We start from the raw sequence: 17880 nt of genomic DNA, 5'->3' as shown, positions 1-17880 counted from the left end.
AACATAAACAGAACATTTGCAAGCGACCGGTCTCAGACGGCTTCGTTTTCTCCCGAGGCTTCGGCGCGATAGCCGCTGATTTCGGGCGCCACGAACGGCATGTTCCGCTCGCGCAGTCGCGCAGCATCCTCGTCATAGAAAAATGGCAGGAAAGCATAGCGACGGCCGCGCGTGACAGGCATTGCCTCATGCAGGAGCGAGCAGGAAAAAACCAGCGCTCCGCCGGTGGGCGCCCTGTAGCTTCGCGATCCGAACTCGGGAAAGCGCAGTTCGCCGCCGTCAAAGTCTTCCGCGTTCAGGTTGATGGTGCAGGCGAGGCGGCGATGGGCCGTTCCTTTGGTGGTATTGTCGCGGTGACGACGGAAATGGCCCCCATCCGCTGCATCGTAGCAGGCGATCAGGAAGCGCTCGACGCGCGTGACGTCGAACTGGAAGGCGCGCTGGATCATCGGGCGCAGAGCGACATTCATCCGCGCCTTCAGATGATTGACCAGGGGCTGATCCTCGATCGTGTAGTCGCGCCGTATTTTGTGATCAGGGTCGATCCGCATAACGGTGATGCCGTTCTCTTCGCGCATGAAGCCTGAATCCTCGCCGCCGTTCCCGGCATGAAGGTCGATCAGGCGCCGGCAAAGTTCCGGGGAGAATATATCCGGCACGATCAATACCGGTGCGGTCGTTTCCGGCCGGGCAGGCCGCAGCATGGAGCGCAACAACTCGATCAGTGCCGGCCCGTCCTCAATGGCGGCGATCCGGTGCATGCGCAGCAGCGGATCGACCAATATCCAGTGCGGACGATAGACCTGCTCTCCTCCGCTCGTCTGGTCGCGGGCGCCCAGCAGCGTGGAGATGGCGCCGTCATAATCCAGAAACCAGCGGATGCCCGGCAGTTGCTGGGCGATACGCTGTTCGCCCACGTCCTCCGGATCGACCGTCACGCCGAAAAAGCAGGCATTCTCATCGTCGAACAGGTCGCGATGGGCATGTATCAGGGCCAATGCGTTCCGGCTCGCCGGCTGGGCCCCGCTGCCCATCATCAGGAGGAGCATCCACCGGCCCGCCGCCGTGTTGAAGGCGTAACGCGGATTGCCGTCGAGTGCGGCACCATGGAACCACGGAAGCGGTTCGCCCGGAATAAGCAGACGAGTCATGGCCACACCATGCGTCGAGTGCCGACGTGCGGCAAGCGCCATCAGCCCGCACTGGCGCGCTACCGCGGCGGCCCCTATAGCGGGTCCATGGCATCTACCCCAAAGCAGAAAAAGACCGCAAAGGTCCGCCCGGCCGGACTTCCGACCCGCGAGCAGGTTATGGAATTTATCGCTGGATCCGACCAGCCTGCGGGCAAGCGGGAAATTGCCCGCGCCTTCGGCCTGAAAGGGCAGGAGAAGATCGCGCTCAAGGCTCTGCTCAAGGACATGGCGGACGAAGGGTTGGTCGACATCGGTCCGGCCCGTGCCTTTCACAAGATGGGAGGCGTACCGAAGGTTACGGTATTGCGCATCGTCGACGTCGACGACACGACGTTGATAGCAACGCCCGAACGTTGGGAGGCGGAGGGGCAGGCGGCACCGAAGCTACGCGTGGTGGAGCGCGGGAAGCGGGGCGCCCTTACCATCGGCGATCGTATCCTGGCGCGAACGGAGGAAGCGGGTCGCGGCTGGATCGCCCACCCCATGAAGAAACTGGCCAAGGCCAGCGAGGAATTGCTGGGCGTGGTCGAGGAGATGGCGGACGGCAAGCTGTGGCTGCGTCCGGTGGACAAGCGCATTCGCAAGGACACGCCGATCAGCGATGCCGGCACGGCCAGGCCCGGAGATCTGGTGCTGGCGGAGCCGCATGGCCGACCGCCGCGCATTTCAGCGCGCGTCACGGACATATTGGGCGATCCCTTTGCACCGCGCAGCTTCAGCCTGATCGCGATTCACAAGCACGGCATTCCCCATGTATTTCCCGAGTTGGTGGAAGAGGAGGCGATGAAAGCGTCCGCCCTGCTGCTGCACGAGGACAGGCGCGAGGATCTGCGCCACTTGCCGATCGTGGCGATCGACCCGGTCGATGCGCGCGACCATGACGATGCGGTCTGGGCGGCATCCGATGAGGATGAGAATAATCCGGGCGGCTTCAAGGCCATCGTCGCCATCGCCGACGTCAGCTATTATGTTCGTCCCGGTAGCGCGCTGGACAAGGAAGCACGCAAGCGGGGCAACAGCGTCTACTTCCCCGATCAGGTGGTGCCGATGCTGCCGCACCAGCTTTCGTCCGACATGTGCTCGCTACGCGCGGGGAAGGACCGGGCGGCGATGGCCTGTCACCTCACCATCAATGCGCAGGGGAAGGTGACGGCATGGCGCTTTGCCCGGGCCGTGATCCGGGTGGCGGCGGTGCTTGCCTACGAAAATGCCCAGGCGGCGGTCGACGGGCAGAAGGATCATGAATTGCTGGAGCCGGCGCTGAAGCCGCTGTGGGCGTGTTGGGCGGTGTTGCAAAAGGCGCGCAAGGCACGCGATCCTTTGGCGCTGGACCTGCCGGAGCGGCGGGTAGTGCTGGACGAAGCAGGCCGGATTGCCAGCGTTGCCGTGCGTGAGCGGCTCGACGCGCATATGTTGATCGAGGATTATATGATCGCCGCCAACGTCGCGGCCGCCAAGGCGCTGGAGGCGAAGAAGGCGCCGGTGATGTATCGGATTCATGAACCGCCGAGCCGCGACAAGCTGGTGGCGCTCAAGGACTATCTGGCGACGTTCGACATCAGCTTCGCGCTGGGGCAGGTGGTGCGTCCGTCGACCTTCAACCAGTTGATCGCGCGGATCGGAGACGCCGAGGAAAAGCCCCAGATCATGGAGCAGATCCTGCGCAGCCAGACGCAGGCCTATTATGGTCCGCAGAATATGGGACATTTCGGGTTGGCGCTGGGCAGCTACGCACACTTCACGTCGCCCATTCGGCGCTATGCGGACCTGCTGGTGCATCGTGCGCTGGTCGGCGCCTGCGGACTGGAGATGCCCGCGCCCAAGGGAGACATACCGACGCGGTCCTCGCTGAGCCAGGAGGATCATGAGAATATGGGCCGGGTCGGCGAGATGATTTCCGCGCATGAGCGGCGCGCCATGGAGGCTGAGCGCGAGACGATCGATCGTTATGTGGCGGCCTATCTGGCGGCCCATGTCGGCGACGTCATGCCGGCACGGATCACCGGCGTTCAGAATTTCGGTTTCTTTGCCACTGTCGACGGACTGGGAGGAGACGGGCTGGTCCCCGTGTCGACCCTGGGAACCGAACGCTTCTTCTACGACGAGGCCGGAAAGGCGCTGGAGGGCATGGAAAGCGGCGAGCGATATTCCGTTGGACAGCGGCTGGACTTGCGCTTGGTTGAGGCGGACCCGATCAACGGCTCGCTCCGTTTCGCGCTACCCGATGCGCCGGCTTCGACGAGCGGACCGGTCAAGCGAGACCGCGTCCGCCCTGGCGTCAGGCGCGGTCGGCCGGCGAACGTTCGGCATATAGGGTCGAAACGGGGGAAGCACCGCAAATAATATCGGAGCCAGCCTTCAACTCAGGCTGTCGATCGCGTCCGCATCAAGGCCGCCGGGGATGACCATGATGGGGCAGGGCAGTTTGCCGGCATCCGCCCCGGCAAAGTGCGAAACCAGCTTGCCTGGAGGGCCGCTGGCTGCGGCGCCGAGCACGAGGGCCGCAACGTCGTCCATTTCTTCCAGTGTCTTGCGAACGACCGCCACGGCTTCCCCCTGGCGGACGGTAATGCTGGGGCGGATCCCCGATTCCTCCATCAAGGCTCCGGCCGCGCTCGTCACCAGCGCTTCCGCCCGTTGAAGTGCTTCGTCTTCCATGGTGGCCTGAACGCCGCCCCATTGGACGAATTCGGCGGGCGGGATCAGGGCCAGGATGCGGACAGCGCCTCCGGTCTTGGCCGCGCGCCGGGCGGCGAAGCGGAGCGCTGTCTCGGATTCCGGCGACTCGTCCACGACGACCAGATATGTCCGCACTTCCTATCGTCCCCCGTCATATTTCGGCCGGCCCGCCACGCCCTGACGGTCCAGCTAACCATTGCGGTGAAATGTGGGGCATAAACGGTCCGTTCGCAAGCCGTCGCTTGACCGATCCGGCGAATGAGTGGAAACGAGGCGCGATAAGGCTGCGCCCTAGAAGAGGAAGAGGTTCCCACGCATGAGCAAGACGATCCAGATGCCTGCCCTGTCGCCGACGATGGAAGAAGGCACGTTGGCGAAATGGCTGGTGAAGGAAGGCGACAAGGTGTCGTCGGGCGATCTGCTCGCAGAAATCGAGACCGACAAGGCGACCATGGAATTCGAGGCGGTCGACGAGGGTGTGGTAGCCAAGATATTGGTCGCGCAAGGCACTGAAAATGTAAAGGTCGGTACGGTCATCGCAATCATCGCAGAGGAAGGCGAAGATGCGAAAGAAGCAGCTGCCAGTTCCGGCAAAGCCGATGACGCACCAGCGCCCAAAGCAGATCCTGCCCCCGCCAAGCCAGCCAAGACGGTCGAAGCTTCGGTACCAACAAAGGCACCAACGCCCGCTGTTGCCGACGGGACCCGAATAAAGGCCAGCCCGCTTGCGCGCCGGCTCGCGGCTGCAAAGGGCGTTGATTTGTCGCAGCTGGCGGGCAGCGGCCCCAATGGGCGCATCGTGAAGGCCGATCTGGAGGGGGCGGATAGCGCCCCGACACAGGCCGCAGCGCCATCCGCTGTCTCGCGGGCACCTGCGCCGACAATGGCCCCGGTCGCGGCTCAGGATTTCGGTATCCCGCATGAGGTCATCAAGCTCAACGGGATGCGCAAGACGATCGCACGCCGCTTGACGGAATCCAAGCAGCAGGTGCCGCACATCTACCTCACCGTGGACATTCGGCTGGACAAGTTGTTGAAGCTGAGGAGCGAACTCAACGAAGGCCTGGCCGGGCGCAACGTCAAACTGTCCGTCAACGACCTCCTGATCAAGGCGCTTGGCGTCGCCCTCATCCAGGTGCCCGAATGCAATGTCCAGTTCGCGGGCGACCAGATGCTGCAATTCAAGCGCGCGGATATTTCCGTGGCCGTTTCCATCCCCGGCGGGCTCATCACCCCGATCGTCACCGGTGCCGATGCCAAGGGCGTGGCCGCCATCTCGACCGAGATGAAGGATCTTGCGGCCCGGGCGAAGGACGGCAAGCTAAAGCCCGAAGAATATCAGGGTGGCACCGCTTCGCTGTCCAACATGGGGATGTTCGGCATCAAGCAGTTCGAAGCCGTCATCAATCCGCCCCAGGGAATGATCATGGCGATCGGCGCGGGTGAAAAGCGGCCATATGTCGTCGACGACGCGCTTCAGATTGCCTCGGTGATGTCCGCGACCGGCAGCTTCGACCATCGTGCCATCGACGGTGCTGACGGCGCACGGCTGATGCAGCTATTCAAGGATCTGGTCGAAAATCCGCTGGGTATGCTGGCCTGATGCCGCATCTGGAAGAACAGCCGCCGGAATCGAGCCCGGCGGTTCGCGTCATCGCCATGCCTGCCGACACCAATCCGTATGGGGATATTTTCGGCGGCTGGCTGATGAGTCTGATGGATTCGGCGGCAGGCTCGGTTGCGGCCCGGCACAGTCACGGCCGCGCTGTGACGATCGCGGTTGAAGGCATGACATTCCTGCGCCCGGTCGTGGTCGGCGATGAAGTGTCGGTATTCGCGACGCTCAAGTCCGTTGGACGCACGTCGATGAAGATCGACGTGGAGGCGTGGCGCCGGACCCGCCACGATGATCGGTCCTATCGCGTCACCCGCGCGACCTTCACCTTCGTGGCGATCGGTGAGGATCGCCAGCCCCGCTCCGTGCCGCCTATGGCGACGCAAGATTAGAGAGACTGACCATGGCTGAGAATTACGATGTCATCGTGCTGGGCTCCGGCCCTGGCGGCTATGTCGCTGCGATCCGCGCGGCGCAACTGGGCCTGAAGACTGCAATCGTCGAGCGCGAAAATCTGGGCGGCATCTGCCTGAACTGGGGATGCATCCCGACCAAAGCGTTGCTGCGTTCGGCGGAAATTTTCCATTATATGCAACACGCCAAGGATTATGGCCTGGCGGCCGAGAAGATCAGCGCCGACATCGAAGCGGTGGTGAAGCGCTCGCGCGGCGTCGCGAAGCAACTCAATCAAGGTGTCACTCACCTGATGAAGAAGAACAAGATCACCGTCCATATGGGCGACGGCAAGCTGGTGGCGAAGGGCAAGCTTTCCGTTACGAAGGACGGCAAGACCGAGGAACTGACGGCCAAGAACATCATCGTCGCCACCGGTGCCCGCGCACGCGACCTGCCCTTTGCGAAGACCGATGGCAATCGCGTGTGGACCTACCGCCACGCCATGACCCCGCCGAAAATGCCGACCAAGCTGCTGGTCATCGGGTCGGGCGCGATCGGCATCGAATTTGCCAGCTTCTACAATGACATGGGCGCTGATGTGACCGTGGTCGAGATGATGGACCGCATCGTCCCGGTTGAGGACAAGGACGTGTCCGCCTTCCTGGAGAAGGCGTTGAAGAAGCAGGGCATGACCATCATGACCGGCGCGGGCGTCGAAAAGCTGGAAGTCGGCGCGAACGGCGTGAAGGCCGCGATCAAGGACAAGGGCGGAAAGGTCGTCAGCGGCGATTACAGCCATGTCATCGTCGCCATCGGCATCGTGCCCAATACCGAGAACATCGGCCTCGAAGAACTGGGTATCAAGACCGAGCGGGGCCACATCGTCACCGACCCGATGTGCAGGACCAGCGTCGATGGCATCTGGGCGATCGGCGACGTCACCGCGCCGCCATGGCTGGCGCACAAGGCAAGCCATGAGGGCGTGATCGCTGCCGAGGCTATCGCCGGCAAGCATCCCCATCCCATGGACGTGCGCAACATTCCGGGCTGCACCTACTGCCACCCGCAGATCGCCAGCGTCGGGCTGACCGAAGCCAAGGCGAAGGAAGCGGGTTACGATGTGAAGGTCGGCATGTTCCCCTTCATCGGCAATGGTAAGGCGATCGCGCTGGGCGAGTCGGAAGGCTTTACCAAGACGGTGTTCGACGCCAAGACCGGCGAGTTGCTGGGCGCACACATGGTTGGCGCCGAGGTGACCGAAATGATCCAGGGTTTCACCGTCGGCAAGACGCTGGAGACGACCGAGGCGGAACTGATGCACACGGTATTCCCGCATCCCACCATCTCGGAATCGATGCATGAAAGCGTGTTGGCCGCATATGGGCGCGCTCTCCATATCTGATCGTCGCCGAGAGATAGGGAAAGGCGTGGCGGCACTGGCCTTCGCCCTTTTCTGCGTCCTGACGATCGCGCTCATGCAGCGGGCGGGATGGTTCGACCGACCCAATATCGGGGCGATGAGGTGGGCCGGGCAGGCGCGCGACACCGACGTCGGGCGGGTCGTGACCATCGTCATGCAGGCCGCGTCGGCGATCGGTGGCACGGTGGGGCGATTTGCCCTGCTGTCGATCTGCGTGATCGCGCTGTGGCGAAGCGCGCGAAGGGCGGCGCTATGGCTGCTGACGGTGGTCGTCGGCGGGACACTGCTGAACCTTGGCCTCAAGCAGATATTCGCCGCACCGCGACCCGACTTGCTGCCGCATCTCGACATTGTGAACAGCTACAGCTTTCCGAGCGGTCATTCGGCGGGAAACATGATTTTCTTCGGCGCATTGGCGATGCTCGGCGGGCGGTACAGCGGTTACTGGGCGGCAGGCTTGATCATCGCGTTGATCGGCATGAGTCGTGTCTGGCTGGGCGTGCACTGGCCGAGCGACGTCAGTGCCGGATTGATCGAGGGGCTGGGCTGGCTCGGTTTGAGCGCTGTTTGGCTACCAGCGCGGCGACGGGAGCAGTAGAGCGCGCGCCAAGCTTTCATGCGGCGGCATGCCGTCGCTGGTGATGAAGCCATGAATCCAGAAGCTGTCGAGGACCGTCGCCGCGGCGATCAGCAGGAGGAACGCGGCGCTGCCGACGAAAAAGCGTTGCGACCCGCGAAGTGGCTTTGCCGGGGACAGCGCGATCAGGACCAGAGGCAATATCGGCAGGAAATAGCGGCCCTGGGTTCCCTGAATATAGTCCGCGCCCAGCGGCGTCCCCGTCAGATACATGGCCGTTTCGATCAGCATGGCTACGCCGAGCGCCACGAGCAACCACCATAATCTTTGGCTCAAACCGAAACGGGCTCCCGTTCCGCTTGCAACTCCCGCGCCGAGCATCAGCAGCCCCAGCGGATAGGCCAGCAGCGGCAGCAGGATCGCATTCCATCCGAACCGGCCAATGATTTGCAGCAGATAGACCGGCGCGCGCTCGATCACGCTGCTCACCAGGATGCGGACATAGCCGACCGGGTCGGCCATGACATGGGCAAGCTGATCGCGCAGCGGCGCGGTCATCATCGTCTCGCCGGTCTTGCGCGACTGTATATGGTAGAGCACCTGGCTTCCGCCCGAATATTGCATCCATCCGACGAACGCGATGGCGCCCAGCGCCATGGCGCCGATCAGCAACCAGGGACGGGCGTCTCGGCGTAGATGGTCGAGCCGGACGCCGGCAGCCATGACGGGCAGGTAAACGCCCTTGGCGAGTGCCAACAACGGCGCGGCAATGGCCAGTCCGATGTCACGTTCGCGCGTCCGCCCGACAAAGCCGATGCGCAATGCGAGGGCGATGCCGATAAAGCCCAGGCCGTTGATAACTGCATCCGGAGACAGCGAGCCAGTCTGATAAGCGAAGGTAGGCAACAGCGCCGTCGCCAGCATCGCGTTGCGACCGAAGGGCAGCAGGCGAAGGGCGAACAGCAGCAGCAGCAGGCCGGTCGCCATATTGACAAGCCGGCCGATATAGAAGGTGGCCAGCCACGGCAGGCCCATGCCTTTGCCCGCCATCAGCCCCAGCGCCCCGGGTGCGTAGAGGCTGGGCGCATAGCTTGCGACATTGGGGAAATCGGCGAAAGCCTGGCCGGGCCGCTGCGCGTCCGCTGACACGCTCTCCCTAAGCCGCTCGCCTTCGAAGCGACGAACAGTCGGCGGCACCTCGGTCGGGAAATCGGCCGCGTGTATCTCCAGTGCCGCACGCGGCAGTTCCGCGCCTACGGCGTCGCCGCGCTGCCGGGTCAGCAAATGGCCGTGGGCGAGCGAAAGAGCTTTCATATAATGCTGATTTTCATCCGGCGCCTGGAAGGGCGGCGTGACGATTGTGAAGAAAAGAGTTGCGATGCACAGGATCGCTAACAGCGCTTTCTCAAACGCATACCACGGCAGCACCGGCACCATGTCCGGCTGGAACCTGTCCGACAATCTGAGCTTCGCGTTGCGCATATCGTCCGAAAAAATGATCGCGACGCAAAGTGCCGCCTGCCGGACTGTCTTAACCCTGGCCCATTAACATTTAGCGAGCACGCCTGAGCAGGCGCCTATTCCTCGCTATCCTCCTGCTCCATCGGCGGATGCAGGCGCAGACGGGTCACGCGGCGGCCGTCGCTGTCCAATATCTCTAGCCTCCAGCCGCTTGCCTCATGGTCCAGTATCTCGCCGGGTTCGGGAACGCGCCCCGCAAGTACGAAGGCAAGGCCGCCCAGAGTGTCGACATCTTCCTCCACGTCGGCCAATTTCGGGTCTATTTCGTCAGCGACATCCTCCAGTTCGGCGCGGGCATCGGCGTCCCACATGCCGGCATCCAGCGGCACCAGCATAGCTTCCGGCGCGTCGTCATGCTCGTCCTCGACCTCGCCGACAATCTCTTCCACAAGATCCTCGAACGTCAGCAGACCTTCCGTTCCTGAATATTCGTCAAGGACGATGGCCAGGTGCGTGCGCTTGGCACGCATCTCCGCCAGCAAATCGAGCGCACCCATGCTCTCTGGAACGTAGAGCGGTTCGCGAATCAGCGGATGAAGGCTGTCGGGAACGGGCGCCTTGCCGGCCAGGATGGCAAAAGCGTCGCGTATATGGATCATACCGATAATCGTATCCAGCGTCTCCCGATAGACGGGTATGCGGCTATGTCCCGCCTCGGCGAAGAGGGCCGAAAGCTCCGCGAAACTGGCCTTTTCCTCGATCGCTATGATGTCGCCGCGCGGCACCGCGACGTCATCGACCGTATGTTCGGAAAAGTGCAGCAGGTTGCGGACCATCTGCCGCTCTATGGCGGACAGATCGCCCTTCGACGGGGGCGCATGGTCTTCCCCTTGCTCCTCCTCGTCATAGTCGTCGAGTGCCTCCTCCAGTTCCTTGCGCAGGCTGTGAGTTTCATTCTCGCCGAAAAAGAGCGACTTTATGCCGCTCCATAAACTGCCCTCGTGGCTACTACTACTGTCCGATTCCTTGGAACCGTTGCTGTCCTTCGGGCTGCCGTCAGCCATTTCCCGTCTTAATCCCCTGTTGTGCGATCCCCGTAGGGATCAGAAAGGCCCAGGCTTGCGAGCGCCCGAATTTCCAGCGCTTCCATGGCCTCGGCCTCAATGTCGTCCATATGGTCATATCCAAGCAAATGAAAAGTGCCGTGTATGATCAGATGTGTGGCATGATCGGCGATGCTTATGCCTTTTTCTGCGGCTTCGGCAGTACACACGCCTTCCGCCAGCACTATATCGCCCAGCAGTATCTCGCCGTCATCGGTGTTGCCGGTGCCTTCCAGCAGATCGGCCTGCACCATCGGGAAAGAGAGGACATTGGTGGGCCGGTCCTTGTCGCGATAGGCGCGGTTCAACTGGTGGACTTCTTCATCACCGGTCAGCTTGACCGCGACCTCATAGCAAGCGGAGTCGGTCGAGAAGGCCGCATAGGGACTATGGGCGATGGCTGCCGTCACCGCCCGCTCGGCCAACGGCTCCCAATCGACGCCCGGCCAGCCCTCTTCATGCAGGACGGCTATGTCGATCATGCCTTGCTCCTTTGACGTTCAGGCATCCGGTCCCTCATAGGCCTGAACGATGCGGCCGACGACGGGGTGACGCACCACGTCGCCGATGCCGAAGGGGATCATGGCGATCCCGTCCACCCCGTCCAGGCGCGCTACGGCATCGGCCAGTCCCGAAACGCCCGGCTGCGGCAGGTCGACCTGTTTGGGATCGCCGCAGATCACCATCCGGCTACCTTCACCGAACCGGGTGAGAAACATCTTCATCTGCGCGATGGTCGTGTTCTGCGCCTCGTCCAGAACGATGAACGCATTGGCAAGCGTGCGCCCGCGCATGAACGCCAGAGGCGCGATTTCGATCTCGCCGCTGGCGATCCGTCGTTCGACCTGTTCGGCTGGCAACGTATCATAAAGCGCGTCGTAGATCGGCCGCAGGTAGGGGTCGACCTTGTCCTTCATGTCGCCCGGCAGGAAGCCCAGTCGCTCGCCCGCCTCCACTGCCGGTCGGGACAGGATCAAGCGGTCGACGCTGCCCGTGATGAGCTGGCTTACCGCCTGCGCCACCGCCAGATAGGTCTTGCCGGTGCCCGCTGGCCCCAGCGCGAAGATGATGTCGTTGCGGGTCAGCGCCTCCATGTAGCTGGCCTGCATCGCCGACCGGGGCACGATCGTCTTCTTGCGGGTGCGGATCATCACCTTGGGCGGTTCGGCGACGTCATGACGGATGATGCCGTCCAGCGTGGGTTCGGCGGACATGGCGATCACCGCGTCGACGGCGCCGCCGTCGACTTCCTGGCCCGCGACGATGCGATTGTACAGGCCGGTCATCACGTCCCGTGCGCGTGCGGCTGCTTCGGCTTCGCCCTCGATCTGAAGCTTGTTGCCGCGCGCGGCAATGTAAACGCCCAGGCGATTTTCGATCGCGACCAGATTCTGGTCATATTGTCCGAACAGTGCGCCAAGAAGATGCGGCCGGTCGAACGTCAGTTCCAGCCGGGCGCGGTCGCCGGGTGCCGGGCGAACATTGGGTTTCTTGCCCATGGATGTCAGCCTCCCTTCCTCGTCATGGCCCTGGGTCGACCGCCATCGGGCCGGTTGCCGGGGTGATGCTGTCCCGTGTGCACGGGATTGACGAGGCTTTGGTTCAAGCGGCCTTCCTCCTGCTGAGCTGGCCGGCCAGACTGTTCGGACCGGCACTGATGATATCGACTGCGACCATGTCGCCAAGGGCAAGTTCGGGCGCCGTCACATGGACCGACTGTAGCCACGGCGTCTTGCCGATCAACTGGCCTGCGTGGCGCCCCCTGCGCTCCAGCAGAATGTCGGTCGTCTTGCCGACCGTGGCCGTATTGAACGCGGCCTGCTGATTGTTCAGCAACTCCTGCAAGCGCGCCAGCCGCTCGTCCATGACCGCGGCGGGAATTTGATGGTCCATCGTCGCCGCCGGGGTGCCCGGACGGGGGCTGTATTTGAACGAATAGCATTGCGCATACCGCACCTGCTCGACGATCCTGAGCGTATCCTCGAACTCGGCATCGGTTTCGCCGGGGAATCCGACGATGAAATCACCCGACAATGCAATATCCGGGCGTACCGCGCGGACGCGATCGATGATCTTCAGATAATCGCCCACGGTATGGCTGCGGTTCATGGCCTTCAGGATACGGTCATTGCCGGATTGCACCGGCAGATGCAGGAACGGCATGAGCTTTTCGACCTCGCCATGCGCATCGATCAGTCCGTCGCTCATGTCGTTGGGATGGCTGGTCGTGTAGCGGATGCGCTCCAGGCCGGCGATATCTGCCAGCGCCCGCACCAGACCATCCATTCCCTGAGCCCGGCCGCGACCATCTATGCCCAACCAGGCGTTCACATTCTGGCCCAGCAAGGTAATTTCCTTAACACCGCCATCAATCAGGGCTTTGGCCTCGTCCAGAATGGCCGACCAGCTCCGGCTTATTTCCGCGCCGCGCGTATAGGGTACGACGCAATAGGTGCAGAATTTATCGCATCCTTCCATGATCGTCAGGAAAGCAGAAGGCCGGGACTGTTTCGTCCTGGCAGGTAGCGCGCCGAACTTCGATGCGGCCGGCATGTCCGTATCCACTGCGACCTCGCCCCGTCCGGCGCGGTCGATCAGGTCGGGCAGGCGGTGATAGGCCTGCGGCCCCACAACGATATCCACATTGCGAGCGCGGCGCTGGATCTCGCTCCCTTCCGCTTGCGCCACGCAACCGGCGACCGCGATCATCGGACGCGATCCGTCCTCCCGGGTCATGCGACCGATGTCGGAATAGACCTTTTCCACGGCCTTTTCCCGGATGTGGCAGGTGTTGAGGACGACCAGGTCGGCATCCCTACCGTCGGCGGCCGGGGTCATGCCGCGGGCGCCCAGCATCTCGGCCATGCGCTCGCCGTCATAGACGTTCATCTGGCAGCCAAAGGATTTGACGTGGAAAGTCGAAGGGGCGCGGTCGGTGTCGTTATGATTCATGCGATCCAGCTATACAGGGGCATATGCGGAAGCGGAAGGCCGCTGGTGTCGCTCGATGCTCGCCGCGATCCGCACGCGTGCTTCCGATGCAATCGCCTTGCGGTCACCATATGCAGCCGGATCGAAAGGTTCAAGAAATCGGATCGTCAGTGTCAGCCTGCCTCTGCGTCCCAGAACGCGCATGGCGTTGGCACCGGCGGGTTCGTCGCCATGCCAGGCAATCTCCGCCGCATCCGCCCCATAGTCCAGATGAACCGGCTGGATCATTACGGCCCTGGGCGGCGGCAGCAACACGGACAGGAGGGCGGGTTTGAACGGCAACAGCGTCAGCCCGTCATTGGTGGTGCCTTCGGGAAACAATGCTACGGGCTGATGACCCAGCATCGCCTGTCGCAGAGCATCTATCTGCCCGGTCAGGGCGCCGCGGCGCTCGCGCGCGACGAATAAAGTGTTATTCTGCCGCGCGAGCCAGCCGATGACCGGCCACCGGGCCACGCCGTCATGCGACACGAAAGCCGCGCCTGTTGCCCCGCCCAGCGCCAGGATATCGATCCAGCTCAGATGATTGGCCAGCAGAAACAGGTTTCCCTGCGCCGCCCTGCCGTCCATGCGCACTTTCGTACCCGTGCACCGCGCCGCCATGGCAAGAAAGAGGCGCGGCCATGGCGATGGCCGCCGCAGCAGCTTCCAGACCAAATGCGGCGGCAGGCACAGCAACATGCAGGTCAGCAGCAACGCCATCCGTCTCGTCCGCCGCAGCGGGATCATGGATTCAGCTCTTGCGTTCGATTGCGACGCCGTAAAGTTCCATCCGATGATCGACGAGACGGAAGCCGAGCTTTTCGGCGATCTGGCGTTGCAACTGTTCCAGTTCCGGATCGACGAATTCGATGACATTGCCAGTTTCTACGTCAATCAGGTGGTCGTGATGTGATTCGGGCGCGGCCTCATACCGGGCGCGTCCGTCGCCGAAATCGTGGCGTTCCAAAATGCCGGCTTCCTCGAACAGCCGCACGGTGCGGTACACCGTCGCGATGGAAATGCCCGGATCGATCGCGGCGGAGCGGCGATGCAATTCTTCCACGTCCGGATGGTCTTCCGCGTCGCTCAGGACTTGGGCGATGACGCGGCGCTGCTCAGTGATGCGCAGCCCCTTTTCATGGCACAGTGCCTCAACGTCGATCTTGCGGTTCATGAAGTCTCGCCAATTAAGCATTTCGGAAGGGCTCGGGCTGAGCCTAGCCGCTTTTAGGTGCACAGGAAAGGGGCGCATCATTGATGCACCCCTGCAAAAAATTCCAGTTTTCTTTAGGTACGCGCTTATTTGCTGCGGGTGCGACGACGCTTGGTGCCAAGGCCGATCTTTTTCGCCAGCGAGCGGCGCTGCTCGGCATAATTGGGGGCAACCATCGGATAGTCCGCCGGCAGACCCCATTTTGCACGATAATCGTCCGGCGTCATCTGATAGTGCGTCATCAGGTGGCGCTTGAGCATTTTGAGCTTCTTGCCGTCTTCCAGGCACACGATATAGTCCGGCTTTATCGATGCGCGAACGGAAACAGCTGGTTCCGGCTTGACCTCGGGTTCCGGCGTCGGCTGGTTCAGCGCAGCAAGTGCCGCATGCACATTCTGAATGAGTGACGAAACGTCGGAGACGGCGACGCTGTTGTTCGAGACGTGCGCCGCGACGATGTCGGAGGTCAAAGTAATAAGCAGTTCGTTCTGCGCCGATTCGGTTTCCATGGTCCTGATCCCTGCCAAGGCTGTATATTGATTTGTAATGGTGCGACCCGCCCAAGCATATGTTTCAGGAGCGGCGCAGCCTCGCTAGACCCGGACGGAGAATTTCGCAAGACCCTTGTGGATCAGGCGCGCATGTCAATGCGAAAACTAAGGGCGTCGAATAGTTTACCATCTTTGCCGCGATAGTATCCCGGGCGACGATGAACATATTCGAAGCCGATTTTCTCATAAAGGTGGACAGCGCTGTTGCACGCCCGCACCTCAAGATTCATCGAGACTATATTCCTGCGCCTGGCCATGGTCAGGCAGTCGCGCAATAGTGTTTCTCCTATACCTCGGCCACGCCAGGGAGGGGCAACTGCGAGCAATAGGAGTTCGCATTCGTCCAGCACCGACCGAACCAGAGCGAAACCGAGAGGCATGGCGTCTACGCGGGCGAGCGTAAGCCAGGTTCCGGGCATGGTCATGATGCCGGCCAACTGGCCCGGCGTCCACGCCTCGCCAAATGCGGGATCGAACGCCTCGACCATTACTGTCATCGCGTCGGCCAGCGCGTTGCGCTCGCCATCTTCATATAGATCGAGCTGGAGCCCAGACATCATCCGCCCGCACGCTCCCTCATCGTCATCGCGTCGGCGCGGCGGCCATAAACCGGCACGGGCGGCAGGGGAGGGAGGTCGGCAATCAGCGGATAATCCGCCGCGTTCGGATACAGGTTGACCGCGCAACCCGATCCACGCGCCGTGACGAGCGCCTCCGCGCCGGTACCGAACACCGTGGGAAAATCCATCTGTTCCGCCAGTTCCGCAATAGGTGTAGACCTGACCTCGCCCTCGGCATTGCTGCCATCAGGTGAAAAAACCTGCCAGAACAGTTCGCCGTGTCCGCCCGTTATCGTGACGAGGATGGAGCGTCCCTCGCCATTGTCCAGCGCCGCCCGGGCGGCAATGATCGCAGGAGCACCGTAGCCATAGACCGGAACCTTCCATGCCATGGCAAGCGCCCGCGCCGCCGCTACGCCGATCCGGACGCCGGTAAAGCTGCCGGGTCCGACATCGACGGCGATCGCATCGGCCCGCCCGCCATCGGGCAGGGCGGCAATGACCGGCATCAACGCCTCTGCGTGGCCGCGGCCAACTATTTCATGGTGATGGCCCACCGGCACATCATGGTCCAGCAGCGCCACGGACAAGGCCTGTGTCGCAGTGTCGATCACCAACAGACGCAAGCAACACTCCCCGATACGCGGCCGTGGAAACGGATTCGGGAAATCGGTTAGTCGATCCGTATCATTTTGCCAAATCCACAGGGTCGGATCAGATCGCCCGGACCTCGATTACTTCGGGCACATAATGTTTGAGCAACTGCTCGATCCCGTTTTTCAGGGTCGCAGCCGACGAAGGGCAGCCCGAGCAGGCGCCCTGCATCTTCAAATAGACAGTGCCCTTGTCAAAACCGTGATAGACTATGTCGCCGCCGTCATTGGCAACGGCGGGGCGCACGCGCGTGTCGATCAACTCTCGGATCTGCGTCGTTATTTCCGCGTCAGCGGGATCGTCGCCAATGCCTTCCGCTTCGGCAGGGACCATGATGTCGGCGGCGCTACCGGCTGAAAACAGCGGCATGTCGGCGGAAAAATGCTCCAGAAGCGTTGCCAATATGTCGGGCTTGACGTCCGACCATTGAGCGCCGGGGGCTATCGTCACCGAAATGAAGTCGCCGCCGAAGAAGACGCCTGTCACGTCCCCAAGGCTGAAAAGCGCACTCGCAAGCGGTGAAGCATCGGCTTCCTCCGGCGAGGCGAAGTCGCGCGTGCCCATGCCCATGACGACCCTGCCCGGCAGGAATTTCACGGTGGCCGGATTGGGCGTTGTTTCTGTTTCGATCAGCATGGAGTCGATGTGGCGATTAGCGGCCGGAAGATCAAGCGTCGCAGGGAACTTCACGCGCGCCCCTGCGATTGACCGCAACAGCCAAAGGAGAAGAGACGATGAGCAAGGAAGCCGATATCCGCGAACGCTTCTGGGCCGACATTTCGGCAAGCCCTTTCGTGATGATAGGCCTGCAAGGCAGCCAGGAACATAGTCTGCCGATGACGGCGCAGCTCGATCCCGACGCCAATCATTGCTTCTGGTTCTACACCGCGCGCGGCAATCGTCTGGCACCGGGCGGTCCGGCCATGGCGCAGTTCGCGTCCAAGGATCATTATCTGTTCGCCTGTATCGAAGGCACGTTGGCCCCGGAAACCGACCCGGCGATCATCGATCGTTACTGGTCAAAGGAGGTTGAGGCCTGGTATCCGCAGGGACGGAACGATCCCGATCTTCTGATGCTGCGTTTCGACTTGGGCACGGCAGAAATCTGGCGTGCGGACATGTCGGTCAAGGGCATGTTCCGGATGCTGTTCGGCGGCGATGTCCGCGGCGAGATGAAGGGTAAGCACGCACAAGTCGCGCTGTAACGGCGCGGCATTCGACCTTCGGTCCGGCGGCCGTGGCATCGAGTCACGGCCGCTTGCTTTTACGGACGTCTTGGGTCATATGCGTTGCTGCGCAACAACGGGCCTTACCGGCCATAGCGATTGGCAGCGTGATCGTCCCCGGTCCCCGAAGGTCCGCAGGACCGGCCAATGACATTTGTGCGCAAGCTTTTTGAGGCTTCCCTTTTCACGCGGGTCGTTTCGTAACCCGCCTTGCGTCCTGTCCATTACCGTGGATGGCCGACGCCCGGCTATCTGCGAG

General features: G+C 62.4%; 19 protein-coding genes. 6 read left to right on the top strand and 13 right to left on the bottom strand.

Features of this window, described 5'->3' with window-relative positions; all coding sequences use genetic code 11:
- Nucleotides 1-32 precede the first annotated feature (32 nt).
- Nucleotides 33-1151, bottom strand: coding sequence for a 2OG-Fe(II) oxygenase (locus J3E64_RS07565; RefSeq protein ID WP_253341621.1), 1119 nt, complete (start codon nucleotides 1149-1151; stop codon nucleotides 33-35).
- 87 nt (nucleotides 1152-1238) lie between these two features.
- On the opposite strand from J3E64_RS07565, the gene rnr reads away from it, so the two are divergent.
- Nucleotides 1239-3536: a ribonuclease R gene (gene rnr, locus J3E64_RS07560; protein WP_253341737.1), complete on the top strand. Its 2298-nt coding sequence runs from the start codon at nucleotides 1239-1241 to the stop codon at nucleotides 3534-3536.
- 15 nt (nucleotides 3537-3551) lie between these two features.
- On the opposite strand, the gene J3E64_RS07555 is transcribed toward rnr, so the two are convergent.
- Complete coding sequence (locus J3E64_RS07555; protein ID WP_253341619.1) at nucleotides 3552-4007, bottom strand: universal stress protein; 456 nt, start codon at nucleotides 4005-4007, stop codon at nucleotides 3552-3554.
- A gap of 181 nt (nucleotides 4008-4188) precedes the next feature.
- On the opposite strand from J3E64_RS07555, the gene J3E64_RS07550 reads away from it, so the two are divergent.
- Genes J3E64_RS07550 through J3E64_RS07535 form a run of 4 tightly spaced genes read left to right on the top strand, consistent with a single transcriptional unit; the run spans nucleotide 4189 to nucleotide 7901 of the window.
- Nucleotides 4189-5475: a pyruvate dehydrogenase complex dihydrolipoamide acetyltransferase gene (locus tag J3E64_RS07550; RefSeq protein WP_253341609.1), complete on the top strand. Its 1287-nt coding sequence runs from the start codon at nucleotides 4189-4191 to the stop codon at nucleotides 5473-5475.
- Nucleotides 5475-5879: an acyl-CoA thioesterase gene (locus tag J3E64_RS07545; protein WP_253341607.1), complete on the top strand. Its 405-nt coding sequence runs from the start codon at nucleotides 5475-5477 to the stop codon at nucleotides 5877-5879. Before J3E64_RS07550 ends, J3E64_RS07545 begins: the two co-directional genes overlap by 1 nt.
- Before the next feature lie 11 nt (nucleotides 5880-5890).
- Nucleotides 5891-7285, top strand: coding sequence for a dihydrolipoyl dehydrogenase (lpdA, locus tag J3E64_RS07540; RefSeq protein ID WP_253341605.1), 1395 nt, complete (start codon nucleotides 5891-5893; stop codon nucleotides 7283-7285).
- Nucleotides 7263-7901, top strand: coding sequence for a phosphatase PAP2 family protein (locus J3E64_RS07535; protein ID WP_253341735.1), 639 nt, complete (start codon nucleotides 7263-7265; stop codon nucleotides 7899-7901). Before lpdA ends, J3E64_RS07535 begins: the two co-directional genes overlap by 23 nt.
- Here J3E64_RS07535 and J3E64_RS07530 read toward each other — a convergent pair.
- The 11 genes from J3E64_RS07530 to J3E64_RS07480 all read right to left on the bottom strand — a co-directional run bounded on the left by J3E64_RS07530 (nucleotide 7875) and on the right by J3E64_RS07480 (nucleotide 17031).
- Nucleotides 7875-9362 carry a DUF2142 domain-containing protein gene (locus J3E64_RS07530; RefSeq protein WP_253341597.1) on the bottom strand — a complete coding sequence of 496 codons (1488 nt, stop codon included), beginning with the start codon at nucleotides 9360-9362 and terminating at the stop codon, nucleotides 7875-7877. The two genes, J3E64_RS07535 and J3E64_RS07530, sit on opposite strands and share 27 nt — an antisense overlap.
- A gap of 95 nt (nucleotides 9363-9457) precedes the next feature.
- Nucleotides 9458-10405, bottom strand: coding sequence for a hemolysin family protein (locus J3E64_RS07525; protein ID WP_253341595.1), 948 nt, complete (start codon nucleotides 10403-10405; stop codon nucleotides 9458-9460).
- 8 nt (nucleotides 10406-10413) lie between these two features.
- Nucleotides 10414-10926: an rRNA maturation RNase YbeY gene (ybeY, locus tag J3E64_RS07520; RefSeq protein WP_253341593.1), complete on the bottom strand. Its 513-nt coding sequence runs from the start codon at nucleotides 10924-10926 to the stop codon at nucleotides 10414-10416.
- An 18-nt stretch (nucleotides 10927-10944) separates the two neighbouring features.
- Entirely contained in the window at nucleotides 10945-11943 is a 999-nt protein-coding gene (locus J3E64_RS07515) for a PhoH family protein (RefSeq protein WP_253341585.1), read from the bottom strand.
- 103 nt (nucleotides 11944-12046) lie between these two features.
- Nucleotides 12047-13396, bottom strand: a complete 1350-nt coding sequence (gene miaB, locus J3E64_RS07510; RefSeq protein WP_301287167.1) for a tRNA (N6-isopentenyl adenosine(37)-C2)-methylthiotransferase MiaB — start codon at nucleotides 13394-13396, stop codon at nucleotides 12047-12049.
- A gap of 9 nt (nucleotides 13397-13405) precedes the next feature.
- The gene (locus J3E64_RS07505; RefSeq protein WP_253341583.1) at nucleotides 13406-14164 is read right to left on the bottom strand and encodes a 1-acyl-sn-glycerol-3-phosphate acyltransferase; all 759 of its coding nucleotides are present in this window, start codon (nucleotides 14162-14164) and stop codon (nucleotides 13406-13408) included.
- Nucleotides 14165-14168: 4 nt separating this feature from the next.
- Nucleotides 14169-14591: a Fur family transcriptional regulator gene (locus J3E64_RS07500; RefSeq protein ID WP_253341581.1), complete on the bottom strand. Its 423-nt coding sequence runs from the start codon at nucleotides 14589-14591 to the stop codon at nucleotides 14169-14171.
- A 125-nt stretch (nucleotides 14592-14716) separates the two neighbouring features.
- On the bottom strand, nucleotides 14717-15139 hold the full coding sequence (locus J3E64_RS07495) for a MucR family transcriptional regulator (protein WP_253341579.1): 423 nt from the start codon (nucleotides 15137-15139) through the stop codon (nucleotides 14717-14719).
- Between the two features lie 122 nt (nucleotides 15140-15261).
- Nucleotides 15262-15741 carry a GNAT family N-acetyltransferase gene (locus tag J3E64_RS07490; protein ID WP_253341577.1) on the bottom strand — a complete coding sequence of 160 codons (480 nt, stop codon included), beginning with the start codon at nucleotides 15739-15741 and terminating at the stop codon, nucleotides 15262-15264.
- Entirely contained in the window at nucleotides 15738-16367 is a 630-nt protein-coding gene (tsaB, locus tag J3E64_RS07485) for a tRNA (adenosine(37)-N6)-threonylcarbamoyltransferase complex dimerization subunit type 1 TsaB (RefSeq protein ID WP_253341575.1), read from the bottom strand. The genes J3E64_RS07490 and tsaB overlap by 4 nt, the downstream gene beginning before the upstream one ends.
- An 88-nt stretch (nucleotides 16368-16455) precedes the next feature.
- On the bottom strand, nucleotides 16456-17031 hold the full coding sequence (locus tag J3E64_RS07480; protein ID WP_253341731.1) for a NifU family protein: 576 nt from the start codon (nucleotides 17029-17031) through the stop codon (nucleotides 16456-16458).
- Between the two features lie 98 nt (nucleotides 17032-17129).
- Here J3E64_RS07480 and J3E64_RS07475 point away from each other — a divergent pair, with 98 nt between their 5' ends.
- Complete coding sequence (locus tag J3E64_RS07475; protein ID WP_253341565.1) at nucleotides 17130-17600, top strand: pyridoxamine 5'-phosphate oxidase family protein; 471 nt, start codon at nucleotides 17130-17132, stop codon at nucleotides 17598-17600.
- Nucleotides 17601-17880 lie beyond the last annotated feature (280 nt).

Source organism: Sphingobium sp. OAS761 (assembly GCF_024168485.1).
GTDB lineage: Bacteria > Pseudomonadota > Alphaproteobacteria > Sphingomonadales > Sphingomonadaceae > Sphingobium.
This window is presented reverse-complemented; position numbering and strand designations above follow the sequence as displayed.

What these genes read in the sequence shown, in the direction of transcription:
- J3E64_RS07565 (WP_253341621.1), bottom strand. Translation starts at nt 1,151, where the DNA reads ATGACTCGTCTGCTTATTCCGGGCGAACCGCTTCCGTGGTTCCATGGT.
- J3E64_RS07535 (WP_253341735.1), top strand. Translation starts at nt 7,263, where the DNA reads ATGGGCGCGCTCTCCATATCTGATCGTCGCCGAGAGATAGGGAAAGGC.
- ybeY (WP_253341593.1), bottom strand. Translation starts at nt 10,926, where the DNA reads ATGATCGACATAGCCGTCCTGCATGAAGAGGGCTGGCCGGGCGTCGAT.
- J3E64_RS07550 (WP_253341609.1), top strand. Translation starts at nt 4,189, where the DNA reads ATGAGCAAGACGATCCAGATGCCTGCCCTGTCGCCGACGATGGAAGAA.
- J3E64_RS07530 (WP_253341597.1), bottom strand. Translation starts at nt 9,362, where the DNA reads ATGCGCAACGCGAAGCTCAGATTGTCGGACAGGTTCCAGCCGGACATG.
- miaB (WP_301287167.1), bottom strand. Translation starts at nt 13,396, where the DNA reads ATGAATCATAACGACACCGACCGCGCCCCTTCGACTTTCCACGTCAAA.
- J3E64_RS07545 (WP_253341607.1), top strand. Translation starts at nt 5,475, where the DNA reads ATGCCGCATCTGGAAGAACAGCCGCCGGAATCGAGCCCGGCGGTTCGC.
- rnr (WP_253341737.1), top strand. Translation starts at nt 1,239, where the DNA reads ATGGCATCTACCCCAAAGCAGAAAAAGACCGCAAAGGTCCGCCCGGCC.
- J3E64_RS07515 (WP_253341585.1), bottom strand. Translation starts at nt 11,943, where the DNA reads ATGGGCAAGAAACCCAATGTTCGCCCGGCACCCGGCGACCGCGCCCGG.
- J3E64_RS07525 (WP_253341595.1), bottom strand. Translation starts at nt 10,405, where the DNA reads ATGGCTGACGGCAGCCCGAAGGACAGCAACGGTTCCAAGGAATCGGAC.
- J3E64_RS07500 (WP_253341581.1), bottom strand. Translation starts at nt 14,591, where the DNA reads ATGAACCGCAAGATCGACGTTGAGGCACTGTGCCATGAAAAGGGGCTG.
- J3E64_RS07495 (WP_253341579.1), bottom strand. Translation starts at nt 15,139, where the DNA reads ATGGAAACCGAATCGGCGCAGAACGAACTGCTTATTACTTTGACCTCC.
- J3E64_RS07490 (WP_253341577.1), bottom strand. Translation starts at nt 15,741, where the DNA reads ATGATGTCTGGGCTCCAGCTCGATCTATATGAAGATGGCGAGCGCAAC.
- J3E64_RS07475 (WP_253341565.1), top strand. Translation starts at nt 17,130, where the DNA reads ATGAGCAAGGAAGCCGATATCCGCGAACGCTTCTGGGCCGACATTTCG.
- J3E64_RS07480 (WP_253341731.1), bottom strand. Translation starts at nt 17,031, where the DNA reads ATGCTGATCGAAACAGAAACAACGCCCAATCCGGCCACCGTGAAATTC.
- lpdA (WP_253341605.1), top strand. Translation starts at nt 5,891, where the DNA reads ATGGCTGAGAATTACGATGTCATCGTGCTGGGCTCCGGCCCTGGCGGC.
- J3E64_RS07505 (WP_253341583.1), bottom strand. Translation starts at nt 14,164, where the DNA reads ATGATCCCGCTGCGGCGGACGAGACGGATGGCGTTGCTGCTGACCTGC.